The sequence below is a fragment of the Nocardioides jishulii genome (assembly GCF_006007965.1).
In the GTDB taxonomy this organism is placed as follows: domain Bacteria; phylum Actinomycetota; class Actinomycetes; order Propionibacteriales; family Nocardioidaceae; genus Nocardioides; species Nocardioides jishulii.
On the sequence record NZ_CP040748.1, the window covers coordinates 307,761 to 325,369 of the forward strand.

A 17,609-nucleotide genomic window follows, 5' to 3' on the forward strand; every position below is an offset into this window, starting at 1 on the left:
CTCGGCGGTATGAGCGCCGTCAGACTTTGTCGACCCGACCGGTAGGATTGCCCGCGGAGACCCACCCGCCCACCTGACGAGAGGTCTGCCCTTGCTGTTCGTGATCGCCGCGCTCTTCCTGTTGGCGGCGGTCTGCCCCTGGCTGCTGCTGCGGGCGGGACGGCGAGCCTTCCTCCCCATCGCCCTCGTGCCCCTGGCCGGGACGGTGTGGCTGGCCACGTACGCCCCCTCGGTCGCCGCCGGCGAGGTGCACACCGAGGTCATGACGTGGGTCCCCGCGATCGGCCTCGAGCTCGCCTTCGCGATGGGCACCCTGCAGTGGGTGCTGGCGATGATCGTGCTCGGGATCGGCACCGTCGTGCTGGCCTACTGCCGGTGGTACTTCCACGACGACAGCGCCGGGGTGCCGCGCTTCGCCGGCGTCCTGGTCGCCTTCATCGCGGCGATGCTCGGGCTGGTCCTGGCCGACGACCTGCTCCTGCTGTACGTCTTCTGGGAGCTCACCACCGTCTTCTCGTTCCTGCTCGTGGGCCACGACCCCACGCGCCGCAGCGCCCGTCAGGCGGCGATGCAGGCCCTGGTCGTCACCACCTTCGGCGGCCTGGCGATGCTGGTCGGCGCGCTGGCCCTGGGCCACGCCGCGGGCACGATGCGGATCAGCGAGATCCTCGCCGACCCGCCCAGCGGCGCCCTGGTCACCACCGGAGTCCTGCTGCTCCTCGTCGGCGCGCTGACGAAGTCGGCGCTCTTCCCCTTCCACTTCTGGCTGCCCGCAGCGATGGCTGCGCCCACGCCGGTCAGCGCCTACCTGCACGCCGCCTCGATGGTGAAGGCCGGCGTCTACCTGGTCGCCCTGCTGGCGCCTGCCTTCGCCGACGTCCCGGGCTGGCGCGGCACGCTCGTCGGGCTGGGCCTGCTGACGATGATCCTGGGCGGCCTGCGGGCGCTCCGGCAGAACGACCTCAAGCTCCTGCTCGCCTTCGGCACCGTGAGCCAGCTCGGCTTCATGGTCCTCGTCCTCGGCCTGGGCACCCGATCGGCAATGCTCGCCGGTCTGGGCATCGTCGTCGCCCACGCCCTGTTCAAGGCGACCCTCTTCCTGGTCGTCGGCCTCATCGACCGCACCACCGGCACCCGCGACCTGCGCAAGCTCACCGGGCTGGGCCGCAGGATGCCGTGGGTGGCGGCCGCCGCGACCCTGGCCGCCGCCTCGATGGCCGGCATCCCGCCGCTGGTCGGCTACGTCGCGAAGGAGAGCGCCTTCGTGGCGCTCGTCGACGTGGCGGAGTACGGCGACGGCACGGGCATGCAGGGCATGGTCGGGTGGCTGGTGCTCGCGGGCGTCGTGCTCGGCTCGGTGCTGACCGTGGCCTACTCCGCCCGCTTCGTCTGGGGCGCGTTCGGCAACCGGACCGTGGCCGAGGAGCTGGACGTCACCGAGGTGCCCGTCGGCTTCGCCGCCGGCCCGGTGGTCCTCGCGGTGCTCTCCGTCGTCGCCGGTCTGAGCGGCGCATGGCTGACCCACGTCCTCGCTCCGCACGCCGACCTGCTCCCGGCAGGGGCCCACGAGGCTGAGCTGTCGTTGTGGCACGGGGTCGGGCTGCCGCTCCTCTCCACCCTCGTCGCGCTCGCGCTCGGTGCCTTCCTGTTCGTCAAGCGCGGCCCGGTGGCCACCTTCCAGGGCGCGCTGGCACTCAACATCTCCGTCGAGAACGGCTACCGCGCAGTGATGCGTGGCCTCGACCGCTTCTCCGTCGAGCTGACCGCCGTCGTCCAGCGGGGTTCCGCGGCGGCGTACCTCGGCATCACCCTGGTGGTGGTCGTGCTGGTGCCCGGCTCGACGCTGCTGACGACCTACGACATCATCGACGTGCGGCTGTGGGACACCCCCGCCCAGGCGGTCGTGGGCGGCGTCATGCTGCTGGCCGCGCTGATGGCGGTCCGGTCGCGCCGACGCCTGCGCGCAGTGCTGCTGGCCGGGGCGACCGGCTACGGCACCGCCGCGCTCTTCGTGCTCCAGGGCGCACCCGACCTGGCCCTCACCCAGGCGCTCGTCGAGACGCTGACCGTCGTGGTCTTCGTGCTCGCGCTGCGTCGGATGCCCGAGTACTTCACCGACCGTCCGCTGAGTGCACGACGCTACTGGCGCGTGGCGCTGGGCGCTTCCGTCGCGCTGGTCTCTGCCGGCTTCATGCTCGTCGGGGCGAGCGCCCGCGTCCACGAGCCCGTCTCCGCCGTCCTGCCGCGCCTCGCGGTGGAGTACGGCGGGGGGGCCAACATCGTCAACGTCATCCTGGTCGACACCCGTGCCTGGGACACCCTGGGCGAGATCGCGGTGCTGGTCGCCGCGGGCACCGGCGTGGCCAGCCTGATCTTCCTCGACGTGCGCGGCACCGGCATCCGCCGCGTGCACGAGATCCCCTTCCCCGAGGGGGTCCCGAAGCAGCCGACCGCGCCGGGTCGCCGGGTGTGGCTGCCCGCGCCGCGCACGATGGCGCCGGACAAGCGCTCGATCATCTTCGAGGTCATCACCCGGCTGCTGTTCCACACGATCATCGTCTTCAGCGTCTACCTGCTCTTCGCCGGCCACAACGCGCCCGGCGGCGGCTTCGCGGGCGGACTCACCGCGGGCCTGGCGCTCGTCCTGCGCTACCTGGCCGGCGGCCGGTACGAGCTCGACGAGGCCGCCCCGATCGACGCCGGCAAGGTGATCGGGGCGGGGCTCGCCTTCGCCGCGCTGGCCGCCGTCATCCCGCTCGCCTTCGGAGGAACCGTCCTGCAGTCCGCGATCCTCGACGTCACCGTGCCCGTGCTGGGCAAGGTCCACCTGGTCTCCTCCGCGCTCTTCGACGTCGGTGTCTACCTGGTCGTGCTCGGCCTGGTCCTCGACCTGTTGCGTGGCCTCGGCTCGCAGATCGACCGGCAGATCGTGAAGGTCCAGCGTGAGGCTGCTGTCGCCGAGGAGGTGGCCCGATGAACGTCGTGGCTGCTGGCCCCGGAGGCGGCACCGTCGCCTCGTCGGGAGACGTCAACCTCACCCTCGTCGTGGTCGCGGCCGGCCTGATCGGGTGCGGTGTCTACCTGCTGCTCGAGCGCAGCCTGTCGCGGGTGCTCGTCGGCCTGGTGATGATGGGCAACGGGATCAGCCTGGGCTTCCTCGTCGCCGGTGGTCCCGCAGGGGTCGCGCCGATCGTCGAGGGGGAGTCGGGGACCTACGTCGACCCGCTCCCTCAGGCGATGGTGCTCACCGCGATCGTGATCATGCTCGCCACCGTCTCGTTCGTGCTGGCGATGGCCTACCGCTCCTGGCAGCTCGCCGGCCACGACGACGTGCAGGACGACGTGGAGGACGCGCTCATCCGCCGGATGGCCGCCCAGGACATCGAGTCCGACTCCTTCCGGGCCGAGACCACGGAGGACGACGAGGAGACCGACCTGGCCTCCGACTTCACCGTGGCCGAGCTGGCCGAGGCCAAGGAGGCGGCCGAGCGGGTCGAGGCTGAACGGCGCAGGTCCGAGCAACCCCACAGCACGACCGACCGGCCCGGCGACGAGGAGGACACGAAGTGAACTGGCTCGTCCCCCTCCCCGTGGTCCTGCCCCTCTTCGGCGCGGGCCTCTCACTGGTGCTCTCCGGACGCCCCCGCCTCCAACGCTGGCTGAGCGTCTTCGTGCTCGTCTCCATGGCCCTGGTCGGTGCCGTGCTGATGTACCAGGCCGACACCTCGGGCCCGCAGACGCTGTGGATCGGCGCCTGGCCCGAGACCGTCGGCATCGTGCTGGTGGCCGACCGGCTCGCCGCGCTGATGCTGCTGGTCAGCGCCGTGGTGACGCTGGCGGTCCTCGGCTACTCCATCGGTCAGGGCATGGTGGAGGACGAGGAGTCCGCGCCGCTGGCCGTCTACCACCCGACCTTCCTGGTGCTGGTGGCCGGCGTCTCCAACGCCTTCCTCGCCGGCGACCTCTTCAACCTCTTCGTCTCCTTCGAGATGCTGCTCTTCGCGTCGTACGTGCTGCTCACCCTCGGCGGCACCGACGCGCGCATCCGGGCCGGCACCATCTACGTCCTCGTGGCGCTGCTCTCGTCGTCCCTCTTCCTGATCACCCTCGCGGTGACCTACGCGGCCACCGGCACGCTGACCCTGGCGCAGCTGGGCGTGCGCCTCGCCGAGATCGACCCCAACGTCTCGCTGATGATCCAGCTGCTCCTGCTGACGACGTTCGCGATCAAGGCGGCCGTCTTCCCGCTGTCGTTCTGGCTGCCCGACTCCTACCCGACGGCGCCGGCACCGGTCACCGCGGTCTTCGCAGGCCTGCTGACCAAGGTCGGTGTCTACGCGATCCTGCGCATGCAGATGGTGCTCTTCCCCAACTCGCCGCTGACCGACCTGCTGCTGTGGGTGGCGCTGCTGACGATGCTGATCGGCATCCTCGGCGCGATCGCGCAGAGCGACATCAAACGTATGCTGTCCTTCACCCTGGTCAGCCACATCGGCTACCTGATGCTCGGCATCGCCGTGAGCGGACAGCACGGCGTCGCGGGCACGATCTTCTACGTGGTGCACCACATCACCGTGCAGACCGCACTCTTCCTCGTGGTGGGTCTGGTCGAGCGGAGAGCGGGCTCGACCTCGCTGCTGCGCATCGGCGGGCTGGCCCGCATCGCGCCGCTGCTGGCGGTGCTCTTCTTCGTGCCGGCGATGAACCTGGCCGGCATCCCACCCTTCTCCGGCTTCATCGGCAAGGTGGGCCTGCTGCAGGCGACCATCGACCTCGGCACCCCGTTGGCGTGGACCCTGGTGGTCGGTGGCGTCCTGACCAGCCTGCTCACCCTGTACGCCGTGGCGAAGACCTGGGCGGTCGTCTTCTGGCGCACGCCCGAGGAGGCGCACGAGGCGCTGGTCGAGCTCAACGCGCTCGACGCCCAGCCGTCGCTGTCGCGGCGTACGCGCTCGACCGAGCACCGCGGCCACCTGCACACGCCCGAGGGGGTGGTGCCGGCCGCCAACATCGCGGAGGCTCAGCAGGTGACCGACGCCGACGTCGACGAGCTCGACTTCCACCAGCTCATCGCGACGGGGCGCGACACCCGGCACCTGCCCTTCAGCATGATGGGGCCTGCCGCCGCGCTCGTCGCGGTCACGGTCGCGCTGACCGTGGTGGCAGGGCCGCTCTACGCCTACAGCGAGCGGGCCGGATCCGACCTCATCGAGGGGCGTGCCTACCTCGAGGCCGTGCTGGGAGACGTGCGATGAGCCCGCAGATGCGTACGACGCGCAGCGGGCAGGTCAAGCCCGCCCGCTACCGCCCGATCCAGCCGTGGCCGATGCTGTGGCTGGTCGTCTTCTGGATCGGCCTGTGGGGCTCGTTCTCCCCGGGCATCGTGCTGCTGGGCGTGGTGGTCGCGGCGGCGGCGTCGTACGCCTTCCCGCTGCCTCCGGTCTCGATCGGCGCGCGGGTGCGGCTGCTGCCGCTGATCGCGCTGATCGTGCGCTTCCTCTACGACGTGGTGAAGGCCAGCATCCTGGTCTCGTTCGTCGTCCTGCGTCGCCGACCCGTCACGAACGCCATCGTCACCGTCGACCTCGAGTCGGACTCCGACTTCGTGCTGACCGCCGTCGGCGCGATGCTGACGCTGGTGCCCGGGTCGATCATCGTGGAGGCCCGGCGCTCCACCCACACGCTCTTCCTGCACGTGCTCGACGTCGACGACGTGGAGGCAGCCGAAGCGTTCCGTCAGCAGGCGCTCGCCGTCGAGAAGCGTTTCCTCAAGGCCTTCGAGCCGATCCCCGAGGTCGCGGCCGCGAGCCAGGAGGGGGCGCGATGACGGCGATGGGCGTGGTGCTGGCGATCTCGGCGGCGTTGCTCACCGCAGCCGCGGTGCTGCTGGTCGTGCGGATGACGGTGGGACCGACGATCCTCGACCGGTCAACAGCGCTCGACGTGCTGATGTCGGTGATGGTCTGCGCGGTGGCGCTCAAGTCGATCCAGCGTGCCGAGACGTGGTCGCTCCCGATGCTCTTGGTGCTGGCGATGGTCGGTTTCGTCGGGGCGGTCTCGATCGCCCGCTTCGCCAGCGACACCGAGGACGTGGACACCCGTGAGGACGACGACGAGGACATCGAGGGGGAGGAGCAGTGATGGCCGAGATCGACGTCGCCGACGTGATGGACGTCGCTGCTGCCGTGCTCCTGCTGGCGGGTTCGCTCTTCGCGCTGATCGCCGCGATCGGTGTGGTGCGCCTGCCCGACCTGTTGAGCCGGATGCACGCGGCCACCAAGCCGCAGGTCATCGGTCTGATGCTGGTCGTGTCGGGGCTCGCGCTGCGCCTGCGTGACCCGTCGGTGCTCGGGATGCTGCTCTTCGTGGTGATCCTGCAGATGGCCACCAGCGTGGTCTCGAGCCACATGGTCGCCCGCGCCTCCTACCGCTCCGCCCTGGTGCGCGAGGACCTGCTGGTGGTCGACGAGCTGAACGACGAGCTGAACGACGACGCCCACGACGGGCTGGACCACCGCGGAGCCCCGTAGCTCAGCCGCCCCAGTGGCCCCGGTGCACGACCTCGTCGACGCCGCGGCGCGTGCGGCGCGTCGGTGAGCCGCGCCGTGGGGACCCGTCGGGGTGGCCGATGGCCACGGCGCCGATCGGGGCGTACGCCGCGGGCACGCCGAACTCTGCCCGGAACGCCTCCACGCGCTCGACCGGGATGCCGAAGAAGCAGGCGCCCAGTCCTTCGTCCACGGCCGTGAGCAGCACCATCAGCGACGCCATCCCGGTGTCGACGAACCAGTAGGGGGCGACCCAGCGGGCCTCGTCGCGGTCGGTCCACCCCTTGTCGGGTTCGGCGTAGCGGTCGAGGTAGGCGTCCTTGTGCGCGAGCGGCACCACGAGGGCGGGCGCGGTGCGCATGCCGCGCAGCCAGGCGTTGTCAGCGTCAGGGTCGGGTGAGGTCGCGCGCCAGAAGCGCGTCACGTCCTCGGGGGTGTCGAGCCGCAGGAAGGCCCACCCCTGTGAGAAGCCGGCGCTGGGCGCCCGGGTCGCGTGGTCGAGCATCCGGTCGAGCGCGGCGGGGGGCACGGGTTCGTCGGTGAACGAACGGACCATGCGACGACGGCGTACGACCTCGCGGAACTCCATGGCGCCATCCTTGCCGATCTCGGATCCGAGACCCGGCGCGGCTCCGAGGTCGTTGACCGGGGGGAGGGCGCAGGGTTGGCTGTGCCCATGACGTTCGAGGGGATGTGGAAGGAGCTGGAGCCGCTCGGTCGCGCGGCGCACGGGGGCTACTTCCGTCAGCCCTTCACCAGTGTCGACGCCGAGCTGCGCGACTGGTTCCGCGGGGCTGCGCGGCAGCGGGAGATGACGGTCGAGGAGGACGCCTTCGGCAACCTCGTCGCCTGGTGGGGTGGAGTGGCGACCGCCGAGGTCCCCGGCCTGCTGACCGGCTCGCACCTCGACTCGGTGCTCGACGGTGGGGCGTACGACGGCCCGCTCGGCGTGGTCTCCGGCTTCGCCGCCGTCGACCTGCTCGCCGAGCGCGGTGTGACGCCGTCGCGGCCGGTGGGCGTGGCGGCCTTCGCCGAGGAGGAGGGGTCGCGCTTCGGCGTGGCCTGCCTGGGCTCGAGGCTCGCGACCGGCGCCTGGTCGTGGGAGGAGGCGCGCGAGCTGCGCGACCGCGACGGAGTCTGGCTCGGTGACGCCATGGCGACGGTGCTGAGCAGCCCCGGCCCGGGCAGGTCCGGGGCCCGGCGAGAGTCGTGGGTGGCGCGCGTCGCGACCTTCGTGGAGCTCCACGTGGAGCAGGGCCGCGACCTCGTCGAGCGTGGTGCATCGGTCGGGCTCGGCAGCGGGATCTGGCCGCACGGTCGTTACCGCTTCGACTTCACCGGCGAGGCCAACCACGCGGGCAGCACGCGGATGGAGGACCGTCACGACCCGATGCTGACCTACGCGATGACCGCGCTGGCCGCCAACAAGCAGGCCCGTCTCGGGGGCCACCGGGCCACCTTCGGACGTCTCGAGGTCTCACCCAACGGGACCAACGCGGTCCCCTCGCGGGTGACGGCGTGGTTGGACGCTCGCGCCGCGTCGAGCGCGGGGCTGGACGACCTCGTGGCGACGGTGAGAGCCCAGGCCGAGCAGCGCGCCGGGCGCGACGGGACCTCGCTGACGGTGACGGCGGAGTCGACCAGCGCGGCGGTTGCCTTCGACGCGGCGCTGGTCGACGTCCTGGGCGAGGGCCGCGGCTGGCCGGTGATCCCCACGGCCGCCGGCCACGACGCCGGGGTGCTGGCGCAGGCAGGGGTGCCGACCGCGATGCTCTTCGTGCGCAACCCGACGGGGGTCTCGCACTCGCCCGACGAGCACGCCGAGACCGAGGACTGCCTGGCCGGCGTCGAGGCGCTGGCCGACGTGCTGGCGCGGTTGCTGGCGTGAGCGGGAGCGACATGAGCGAGGCAGCGCAGACCTACCTCCTGGGCCGGGCCTGGGTCGACGGAGCAGTGCGCGACGACGTGCTGGTCGAGGTCGTGGCGGGTCGGTTCAGCCGGGTGGAGACGAGGGCTGGGGACCGGGCCGGTGCGGCGGCCAGGATCGACGGGCTGGTGCTCCCTGGGCTGGCCAACACCCACAGCCACGTCTTCCACCGGGCGCTGCGCGGGCGTACGCAGCGTGGTCGCGGAAGCTTCTGGACGTGGCGCGAGCAGATGTACTCCCTCGCTGTGCACCTGGACCCGGACCAGTTCCACGCGCTGGCGCGGGCGACGTACGCCGAGATGGTCGCCGCCGGCGTCAGCTGCGTGGGGGAGTTCCACTACCTGCACCACCGCCCGGACGGGGGCGCCTACGACGACCCCAACCTGCTCGGCCACGCGCTGGTCGACGCGGCGGCGGAGTTTGGCCTGCGGATCACGCTTCTCGACACCGTCTACCTCTCCGGGGGCTTCGGCGCCCCGGTCGAGGGGGTGCAGCGCCGCTTCAGCGACGGGGACCCCGATGCGTGGGCCGCGCGGCAGGCGGCGATGCAGGCCGCACTCGTGCCCCGCACCGACGCGCGCAGCGGGACCGCGATCCACTCCGTGCGGGCCGTGCCGCGTGGTCACCTCGCCGCGGTGGTCGCGGCCGGGGTGGGCCGCCCGCGCCACGTGCACCTCTCCGAGCAGGTCGCCGAGAACGAGGCGTCGATGGCGGCCTACGGGGCCACCCCGACCCAGGTGCTCGACGCGGCGGGGGTGTGGGGGCCACTGACCAGCGCCGTGCACGCGACCCATGTCAACGCCGCCGACATCGTGGTGCTGGGCGACTCGCGCGCCTTCGTCAGCGTCTGTCCGACCACGGAGCGCGACCTGGCCGACGGGACCGGTCCGGCGTCGGCGCTCCGGGCCGCGGGGGCGCGCCTCACGCTGGGGTCGGACAGCCACGCGGTGATCGACCTCTTCGAGGAGATGCGCGCGGTGGAGCTGGACGAGCGGTTGGCCACCCGGACGCGGGGCCACTTCGCCGCCGCGACGCTGCTCGAGGCGGCGACGACGACGGGTCACGGAAGCCTCGGCTGGGACGACGCGGGTGCGATCGCCGTCGGCCATCGTGCCGACCTGGTCGTGCTCGACACCGCGTCGCCGCGGACGGCGGGCACCGGCGCCGACCAGCACACGGCGGTCTTCGCGGCGACCTCCGCCGACGTACGCCGCGTGATGACGGACGGGGTGTGGCGCACCACCGGCGACCCCGACGAGGCGGCGGCGCTGGGGCGCGAGCTGGACCGGGTCATCGCCGCGGTGTGGGAGGGCGTGGGATGAGCACGCTGGTCACCGGGATCGCCGAGCTGGTCACCAACGACCCGACCCGCGAGGGCCTCCTCGGTCTCGTGCCGGGGGCCGCGCTCGTCGTCGAGGGCGACCGCGTCGCGTGGGCGGGCCCGGAGGCCGAGGCGCCCACCGCCGACCTGCGCCTCGACCTCGGTGGCCGGGCCGTGGTGCCGGGCTTCGTGGACTCGCACTCTCACCTCGTCTTCGCCGGTGACCGCGGCCCGGAGTTCGCTGCGCGGATGGCGGGAGAGCCCTACGCCGCCGGCGGCATCCGGAGCACGGTCGCCGCGACCCGGGCGGCGAGCGACGAGGCGCTGACGGCGCAGGTCGCGCGGCTGGTGGCTGAGATGCGCCGCGGTGGCACGACCACGGTGGAGATCAAGAGCGGCTACGGGCTCACGGCGCGTGACGAGGCCCGGAGCCTGGCGGTGGCGCGGCAGTTCACGGACGAGACGACCTTTCTCGGGGCGCACGTCGTGCCGAGTGGGGTGTCGCCCGAGGCGTACGTCGCCGAGGTGACCGGGCCGATGCTGGACGCGGCAGCGCCGTGGGCGCGGTGGATCGACGCCTTCTGCGAGGAGGGGGCATTCGACGTCGACCAGGCACGCGAGGTGCTGACCGCCGGGGCCGCCGTCGGGCTGCGCGGACGGCTGCACGCCAACCAGCTGACGTACGGCGGCGGGGTGCAGCTGGCCTGCGAGCTGGGGCTGGTCGCGGTCGACCACTGCACCTACCTGAGCGACGCCGACGTCGACGCATTGGCCGCTTCGGGCACGGTCGCCACCCTGCTGCCCGGGGTCGAGTTCTCGACCAGGCAGCCCTACCCGGACGCGCGCCGGTTGCTGGCCGCGGGCGTACGCGTGGCGCTGGCGACCGACTGCAACCCCGGCTCGAGCTTCACCTCGTCGATGCCGTTCTGCGTGGCGCTGGCGGTGCGGGAGATGGGCATGACACCCGAGGAGGCGCTGTACGCCGCCACGGCCGGTGGGGCGGCCGCGCTGGGGCGTGACGACGTCGGCTGGCTGGGGGTTGGATCACGTGCGGACTTCGCCGTGCTGGACGCACCGAGCCACCTGCACCTGGCCTACCGGCCGGGCGTGCCGCTGGTGAGCCAGACGTGGGTGGGCGGAAGGCCGGTCTGAGACGGGCCGGCGGCTCACTCCGCTGAGTCGAGGATGCGTTGGACGGTCGCCTTGTCGCCAGCTGTGACGTTGACGGCGAATTCGTCGGCGTCGGCGTACCCGGACCAGTCGGCACCTGCGACTGCCTCCTCGCTGTGGCGGGCGACGTCCGGTCCCATCACAGGGTCGAAGAGGGCAGAGCCGTAGAACGCGACGCCGGCCGCGTCCGGGGCGCACGGGTCAGTGCCGGGCGGCGCCCACCGTTCGACCGAGAACCCACAGTCGCCCATGTCGAGCCGCTCCCAGCTCGCGGGGACGTCGACCTCGACGCCCTCGTAGGCCAAGGTCTTCCACCCGCCCGGGTCGACGCCGTCGTCGACCACGCGCGCCTGGGGTGCGCGCACCTCCCACCAGACCAACGCGGTGACGACGAGCAGGGCCAGGACGACGCAACTCACCACGAGCACCATGGCCCGGCGGAGGGCACGGGAGTTCTCCATGCGAGTACGACGTCGCGCGCGGTCACGCGGTTCCCGGCGGTCGGGACATGCCGACGCCCCCGCCGGTGGCTAGGTCAGCCGGGTGGCAGGGTGCGGGGCGGGGTCAATGTCGCGCGGGTTCGGGCGTCAGGTCGGTGGTGCCGTCGCGGTCGCGTCGGAATCGTTGGCCGTGTGGGCTGGTCCATTCGAAGACGCCGTTGGCGGGGGACTCCAACCGCCAGCCGGTGTGGGTCTTCAACCGATGGTGGCTCCGGCACAGCGTCGCAAGATTGGCGGTGGTTGTCGGGCCCGGTTGTGGTCGGCCTTCGCCTGCAGCGTCGTGGTCGAAGGGGGTCACGTGGTCGACATCGCAGCGTCGGCTGGGTCGGGTGCACCACGGGAAGACGCAGGTGTCGTCGCGCAGTTGTACCTGGCGCCTCTGACGGTCGGTCGGCTCGTAGCGCTCGGTCGACAAGGACTCGTTGAGGTCGACGACCGGCAGCACTCGGACGTCGGTGTGGCTGGTGGCCACCCAGCGGCGGACCTGGTCGAGCAGGATCAGTCGCTGCCGGTTCTCCATGAGCCCGGTCGCGGAGAAGGAGATGGACTCGTCGGGTTCGACCGAAGCGGTGAAGTGCAGGTGGAGGTCCACGCGGCGGGCGGTGGTCCGCTCCACGGTGTCGTCCGCTGCGCCTTCACCTGCCCCTGTGCTGGCGAGGTCGAGGGCGGTCTGGTGCCGCGCCAGCTCGCCCAGGGCGAGGGAGCGGCGTACGTCAAGGGATTCCTCGGAACCCCCAGCCTTGAGTCCGGCGGCACCGGCAGCGACGGCCTGTTCGAGGTCCAACGCATCGGCGACGTCCAGCTCGGCCTCGACGCGCATGGTCCCGGCGAACGCGCCGGCCTCTGTGTCGATCCGCACGTGGTGGGTGTCGGGCTGCTCGGCGTCGTCGTCCTCGGTGGCGAGCCCGTAGAGCTTCATCGCCCGCTCAATGAGCCGGTCGACCTGGGCCCGGCCGGCCTTCTCGACGAACGGCGCGACCTGGGTATCGATCCACGCGACACCTTCGGTCGGCAACGCCGGGCAGGCGTGAATGGTGGCTTCGGCGACCAGCCGGGCTCGCCACACCGGCACCTCGCCAGCAGTCACTCGCGCCCACAACTTGGGCAGCCGGTGGGCCAGCTCCAGGGCGTGGCCAATCAGCTTCTTCGCTGCGTCAGTCGAGAGCCCGAGCGCACCACCGAGCTCCGCGACCGCGTACTCGTCGACCTCGGGAGTGCCGTCCCCAGAGATCGGCTCGGTCCCGAAAGGCGAATGGAAGACTGCGGCGTCGGATCCGTCAGGCAAGGCGGGGTGCGCAACGGCCCACTCGTACGCCACGAGCAGGATGTCCGCCTCGGCACGACGGACGGCCGCACTGCGCTCTCGCGCAAGTGCGACCAGGTCGCCGGGAGCCGCCACGTCTTCGAACATGTGTTCGAGTCTAGGGCGTCTGAGGACGGGCCGCCACCCCTCATTTCGGCCTGTGGACAGCGGTGGGGGCGCTTCGGTGACAGGTAGGTTCCCGGCATGACCGACGACTGGAGAAACGACCGGATCGGCGCTGCGCATGCAGGGCGCAACCCCACCGTGCTGGCGAAGCTGCCGGAGAGCTTCGCGGTGATCGGGGACGCCCAGTACCTCCCGGGTTACTGCGTACTCCTGGTGGACGATCCTGCGGTCAATCGCCTCACGGATCTGCCCAGGGGGCGACGCCTCCGGTTCCTGGAGTCGATGGACCGGTTGGGCGAAGCGGTCGAGCAGGCGTGCGCCGAGCTGGATCCGCAGTTCCGCCGCCTCAACTACGAGATCCTCGGCAACACGGACGCGTACCTCCACGCCCACCTCTTCCCGCGCTATGACTGGGAGCCGGCGGACAAGGTGCGTGGTCCCGTGTGGTGGTACGACCCGACCGTCTTCTACGGACCCGACACGGCCCTCGGCCCGCAGCACGACGAGCTCCGCGCGCGCATCGCGCACCACCTCACATCTGAGGTACCCACCACCCACATCTAAGGCATCGCTCCGATGTCCGCCCCTACCTCAGGCGCGCAGTCTCGAGTCATCGAGGCGCACAGGGCGTCGACAGCGAGAGAGGGAAGACGATGGAGATGAACGAGGTCACCTACCGGGTGGAGATCAACGACCGGGCCCGCCGCATCCGCGAGTCGTGGGGCACCCGTCGTCAGCAGCGCAAGGTCGCCGGCGCCCGTCGCTGGCAAGGACCGCTGCGTGGCGCGAATGAGATGCGCTGAGGCGCCAGCACCGTCAAGATGGAGGACGTGTCGAGTAGTCGTAGCGCCGCCCTGGTTGGTCGCGTGGCCGAGCTGGAGGACCTGGAGTCCCGGCTCGGCCTCGGCGCGTCCGCACCCACCCCCGGGACCCGGGCGCTCCTGCTGGCCGGTGATGCCGGTGTGGGCAAGACCCGCGTCCTCACCGAGCTGCGCGACCGCGCGGTCGACCGGGGCTGGCACGTCGTGGTCGGACACTGCGTCGACCTCTCCGACGCCGCCCTGCCCTACCTGCCCTTCAGCGAGGTCCTCGGACGCCTGAGCGCCTCCCATCCCGACGTCGTCGAGGCGACCGCCGACGACCACCCGCTGCTGCGCCGCCTCGAGCCGGGCCGCCGGGTGCGGTACGCCGACGGCGACGGCGCCGAGAGCCAGCTGGAGCGCGCGGACCTCTTCGAGGGCGTACGCGTGCTGCTCGCCCGGGCCGCCGAGACTGCGCCGCTCCTGCTGGTCGTGGAGGACGCCCACTGGGCCGACCAGTCGACGCGCGACCTGCTCTCCTACCTCTTCAGCCGTGAGGTCGGCGGCCCGCACGCCCTCGTCGTCTCCTACCGCACCGACGACCTCCACCGCCGTCACCCGTTGCGTCGTCAGGTGGCGGAGTGGTCGCGGCTGCGGGTCGACCGGGTGCAGCTCGACCCGCTGGCGCCCGCCGACGTGCGTGACCTCGTCCGGGCGCTTCCGTCGGCCGCGCTGTCGGAGACCCAGGTCGCCGACATCGTCGCCCGCGCCGAGGGCAACGCCTTCTTCGTCGAGGAGCTGGTGGGTGCCGCCGCGCGCTGCGACGGCCTGCCGGGCGAGCTCGCCGACGTGCTCATGGTCCGCCTCGACGGACTCGACGACGACACCCAGCAGCTGGTGCGTACGGCCGCCGTCGCCGGCCGCCGCGTCACCCATGGCCTGCTCGCCACCGTCTCCGGGCTGCCGGCCGAGCGGCTCGACCGCGCCCTGCGGGAAGCCGTCGAACGCCACCTCCTCGAGCCCGGTGGCGGCGACTCCTACTCCTTCCGCCACGCCCTGCTGGCCGAGGCCGTCTACGACGACCTGCTGCCCGGTGAGCGGATCCGCCTGCACGGTGCGTACGCCGGCAGCCTCGCCTCGGGCGCGGTCGTCGGCACCGCGGCCGAGCTCGCCCGGCACGCCCGGCTGGGCCAGGACCTGCCGACCGCCCTGGCTGCCTCGGTCGAGGCGGGCGACGAGGCCATGCGGGTGGGTGGTCCAGAGGAGGCCGCGCAGCACTACGAGCAGGCGCTCGAGCTCGCCGAGCATCCCTCGCTGCGCGCCGCCGACACCGGGGTCGACCGGGTCGACCTGACCATCAGGACCGCGCGGGCACTGACCGGTGCCGGGCACACCGAGCGGGGCAACGCCCTGCTGCGCGACGCCGTCGACGCCCTGGGGGTCGACGCCACGGACGTCGAGCGAGGGTTGCTGCTCTCCGAGCTCGCCATGGGCGTCTTCCTGGCCGACATCGGGGACGAGGACCTCGCGCTGGCGGAGGAGGCGGTGCGCCTGCTGGCGGCCGGCAACGAGGTCCAGCTCACCCGGGCCATGGCGACGTACGCCCGGATCCTCTCCGCCCACCGGCGCGAGGCCGAGGCGCGTGAGGTCGCCACCACCGCCCTGGCCATGGCGCAGCGACTCGACATGCCCCGACTCAGCACCGACCTGGTCACCACCATCGCCGGGCTGCGGGTGCACCAGCTGGGCGACGACGTGCGCGACGCCTTCACTGACGCCATCGCCCAGGCGCGCACCACTGGAGCGGTCAACGCCGAGCTGCGCGCGCTCTTCGGCCTCGCGCGGTTGCACCAGGACCGGGCCGAGCTCGACGACGCCCTCGCCGTCTTCGACACCGCCCGCGCCTGCGGCATCAAGGCGGGGACGCGGTGGGCGCCGTACGCCTTCGACGCCCTGGTGATGGCGGTCCAGGTGCTGCTCGCCCAAGGGCGCTGGGAGGAGGCGCTGCGACGCCTCGACGCCGAGGAAGCGGCCCCGTCGCCGTTGATCGACGGGGTCCTGCGCATGCTCCGCCTGCTCGTCGCCGCCGCCCGCGGTGAGGAGGGGGCGGCTTCCGAAGGGCGGGCGCTGCACCGCTTCTGGCCCGAGGAGGGCGTGGTCGCCATCTACGTGGCCGGCGCGGAGCTCGAGCTGGCTGAACAGCGGTCCGACGCCGCGGCGGCCCTCGAGGTCCACGACGAGGTCGTCGACGTGCTCGGCGACATCTGGCGCGAGCTCTTCCAGGCGCGCCTCCGCCTCGCGACGCTGACCCTGGGGGTGCTGGGCACGGCCGCGCGCCAGCAGAGCGCGGCCGAGCGCGCCGCGTACGCCGATCGCGCGCGACGGCTCCTCGACGACGGCCGGCGGGTGGTCGCCAACGACCGGGGCCAAGGGCTGGTGCTCGGACCGGAGTCGGTGGCGTGGGAGAAGCGGCTCGTCGCCGAGCACCTGCGCTGGCGCTGGATCGCCCAGGCCGAGCCGCCCGGTGCGGACGAGCTGCGGGGCGCGTGGGAGGAGACCGTGGAGGCCTTCGAGGCCTACGGCGCGGTGCACGAGCTGGCGCGGGCGCGCGCCCGCCTCGTGGAGGTGCTCCTCGCGCAGGGCGACACCGCGGCCGCGGGACCGCTGCGTGACCAGGTCGCCGCCACAGCCCGCGAGCTGCGTACGCCCGCACTCCTGGCCGAGGTCGGCGGCGCGCCCACCCGCGCGCCGCGGGCCACCCGGCCGGCCAGTGCCCTGACCGCGCGGGAGCGCGAGATCCTCGCACTCGTCGCGCAGGGCCGCAGCAACGGCGAGATCGCGGGCCAGCTCTTCATCGCCACCAAGACCGTCAGCGTCCACGTCTCCAACATCCTCGGCAAGCTCGGCGCCACCTCACGCACCGAGGCCGCGGCCGTGGCGCGGCGCGAGGGCCTCCTCGACTGACTCCGCCCGCGCCGTTCGGGCGCGTGAGGGTGGCTGCGGCACAATCGCTGGGTGGTCGACACCTTCCGCTGCACCGCAGCCGCCCGCCAGTCCGGGGAGCCGATGGTCGGCACCGCGCCGACCGACGCCGCCTACCTGCTCGTCGAGTACGCCGGCGCCTGGGGCCGCAAGGCCCTGGCCGAGTCACGCCTGCCTGATGCGGTGAAGGCCCACCTCGACTCCGACCCGGGGGTGCGGGTGCTGCTGGTGCGTCGCCACGGCGGCACCAGTGGTCCGGGCGTCCGCATCTTCGCCGTGCAGGTCACGCCGGCCGACGCGCGCATCGAGACCACCGTCCTCGACGACGCCGAGGCGCTGCTCGAGGTCGACGTCGCGCGCCTGGGTCGCGGCGAGCTGCCCGGCTGGGAGGCGTACGACGCCGCCCTTCACCTCGTCTGCACCAACGGTCGCCGCGACCTCTGCTGCGCCGAGCTGGGGCGTCCGGTGGCGGCGGCGCTGGCCGAGCGCTGGCCCGAGGAGACCTGGGAGGTCACGCACCTGGGCGGGCACCGCTTCGCCTCGACGCTGCTGAGCTTCCCGAGCGCGGTCTGCCTGGGTCGTCTGGACGAGGAGTCGGCGGTGCTGGCCGTCGAGGAGCTGGAGGCGGGGCGCCACCCGGTGGGCTTCACCCGGGGCCGCGTCGGTGCGCCTGAGGTCGCCCAGGTCGCCCAGGTGCACGTCGTCGAGCAGACCTGCCTCGACCGGCTGGGGGAGGTGCAGGTGGTGGGCGAGGACCGCGGCATCGTCCACGTCGACGCCGACGGTGAGGCCTGGCAGGTGGCGGTGCGCACGTCGAGGTCGGCGCCGCGGCGCCAGAGCTGCGGCGAGACCTTCGAGAAGCCGGCGACGGTGTTCGAGGTGCTGGCCGCCGGCCCGACTGGGTGACTCCCGCTCGGCAGTGGGACAGTAGG

The 17,609-nt window shown here is 72.6% G+C and carries 16 protein-coding genes; 13 read left to right on the forward strand and 3 right to left on the reverse strand.

Annotated elements, in window-relative coordinates; translation table 11 throughout:
- The first annotated feature begins 100 nt into the window (after positions 1-100).
- From FCL41_RS01350 to mnhG, 6 genes are read left to right on the forward strand one after another with little or no spacing between them, the layout of a single operon-like run.
- Positions 101-2,977, forward strand: coding sequence for a Na+/H+ antiporter subunit A (locus tag FCL41_RS01350; RefSeq protein WP_239021898.1), 2,877 nt, complete (start codon positions 101-103; stop codon positions 2,975-2,977).
- A complete protein-coding gene (locus FCL41_RS01355; RefSeq protein WP_137064320.1) occupies positions 2,974-3,570 on the forward strand; it encodes a Na(+)/H(+) antiporter subunit C in 597 nt (198 codons plus the stop codon). The genes FCL41_RS01350 and FCL41_RS01355 overlap by 4 nt, the downstream gene beginning before the upstream one ends.
- Positions 3,567-5,255 (forward strand): Na+/H+ antiporter subunit D, encoded by a 1,689-nt coding sequence (locus FCL41_RS01360; RefSeq protein ID WP_137064319.1) that lies wholly within the window; start codon positions 3,567-3,569, stop codon positions 5,253-5,255. Before FCL41_RS01355 ends, FCL41_RS01360 begins: the two co-directional genes overlap by 4 nt.
- Positions 5,252-5,827, forward strand: a complete 576-nt coding sequence (locus FCL41_RS01365; protein WP_137064318.1) for a Na+/H+ antiporter subunit E — start codon at positions 5,252-5,254, stop codon at positions 5,825-5,827. The genes FCL41_RS01360 and FCL41_RS01365 overlap by 4 nt, the downstream gene beginning before the upstream one ends.
- Entirely contained in the window at positions 5,824-6,141 is a 318-nt protein-coding gene (locus FCL41_RS01370) for an MrpF/PhaF family protein (RefSeq protein WP_212723035.1), read from the forward strand. Before FCL41_RS01365 ends, FCL41_RS01370 begins: the two co-directional genes overlap by 4 nt.
- Entirely contained in the window at positions 6,141-6,530 is a 390-nt protein-coding gene (gene mnhG / locus FCL41_RS01375) for a monovalent cation/H(+) antiporter subunit G (RefSeq protein WP_170970134.1), read from the forward strand. The genes FCL41_RS01370 and mnhG overlap by 1 nt, the downstream gene beginning before the upstream one ends.
- 1 nt (position 6,531) lies before the next feature.
- Here the strand turns inward: mnhG and FCL41_RS01380 are convergent, their stop codons facing one another.
- Positions 6,532-7,137: a nitroreductase family protein gene (locus tag FCL41_RS01380; protein WP_137064317.1), complete on the reverse strand. Its 606-nt coding sequence runs from the start codon at positions 7,135-7,137 to the stop codon at positions 6,532-6,534.
- 87 nt (positions 7,138-7,224) lie between these two features.
- Between FCL41_RS01380 and FCL41_RS01385 the strand changes: the two genes are divergently transcribed.
- Genes FCL41_RS01385 through hutI form a run of 3 tightly spaced genes read left to right on the forward strand, consistent with a single transcriptional unit; the run spans position 7,225 to position 10,948 of the window.
- Complete coding sequence (locus FCL41_RS01385) at positions 7,225-8,436, forward strand: allantoate amidohydrolase (RefSeq protein ID WP_137064316.1); 1,212 nt, start codon at positions 7,225-7,227, stop codon at positions 8,434-8,436.
- The gene (locus FCL41_RS01390; RefSeq protein WP_239021718.1) at positions 8,433-9,797 is read left to right on the forward strand and encodes a formimidoylglutamate deiminase; all 1,365 of its coding nucleotides are present in this window, start codon (positions 8,433-8,435) and stop codon (positions 9,795-9,797) included. Before FCL41_RS01385 ends, FCL41_RS01390 begins: the two co-directional genes overlap by 4 nt.
- Positions 9,794-10,948, forward strand: a complete 1,155-nt coding sequence (hutI, locus tag FCL41_RS01395; protein ID WP_137064315.1) for an imidazolonepropionase — start codon at positions 9,794-9,796, stop codon at positions 10,946-10,948. The genes FCL41_RS01390 and hutI overlap by 4 nt, the downstream gene beginning before the upstream one ends.
- Before the next feature lie 14 nt (positions 10,949-10,962).
- Here hutI and FCL41_RS01400 read toward each other — a convergent pair whose 3' ends face one another.
- Together FCL41_RS01400 and FCL41_RS01405 are read right to left on the reverse strand one after the other, a co-directional pair.
- Complete coding sequence (locus FCL41_RS01400; RefSeq protein ID WP_137064314.1) at positions 10,963-11,427, reverse strand: hypothetical protein; 465 nt, start codon at positions 11,425-11,427, stop codon at positions 10,963-10,965.
- Between the two features lie 103 nt (positions 11,428-11,530).
- Positions 11,531-12,877 (reverse strand): HNH endonuclease signature motif containing protein, encoded by a 1,347-nt coding sequence (locus FCL41_RS01405; protein WP_170970133.1) that lies wholly within the window; start codon positions 12,875-12,877, stop codon positions 11,531-11,533.
- 96 nt (positions 12,878-12,973) lie between these two features.
- Here FCL41_RS01405 and FCL41_RS01410 point away from each other — a divergent pair, with 96 nt between their 5' ends.
- The 4 genes from FCL41_RS01410 to FCL41_RS01420 all read left to right on the forward strand — a co-directional run bounded on the left by FCL41_RS01410 (position 12,974) and on the right by FCL41_RS01420 (position 17,583).
- Positions 12,974-13,459 carry an HIT family protein gene (locus FCL41_RS01410; protein ID WP_137064312.1) on the forward strand — a complete coding sequence of 162 codons (486 nt, stop codon included), beginning with the start codon at positions 12,974-12,976 and terminating at the stop codon, positions 13,457-13,459.
- Between the two features lie 89 nt (positions 13,460-13,548).
- On the forward strand, positions 13,549-13,698 hold the full coding sequence (locus FCL41_RS16905; protein ID WP_170970132.1) for a hypothetical protein: 150 nt from the start codon (positions 13,549-13,551) through the stop codon (positions 13,696-13,698).
- A gap of 27 nt (positions 13,699-13,725) precedes the next feature.
- A complete protein-coding gene (locus FCL41_RS01415) occupies positions 13,726-16,659 on the forward strand; it encodes a helix-turn-helix transcriptional regulator (RefSeq protein WP_170970131.1) in 2,934 nt (977 codons plus the stop codon).
- Positions 16,660-16,710: 51 nt separating this feature from the next.
- Complete coding sequence (locus FCL41_RS01420) at positions 16,711-17,583, forward strand: sucrase ferredoxin (protein ID WP_137064310.1); 873 nt, start codon at positions 16,711-16,713, stop codon at positions 17,581-17,583.
- Positions 17,584-17,609: the final 26 nt, after the last annotated feature.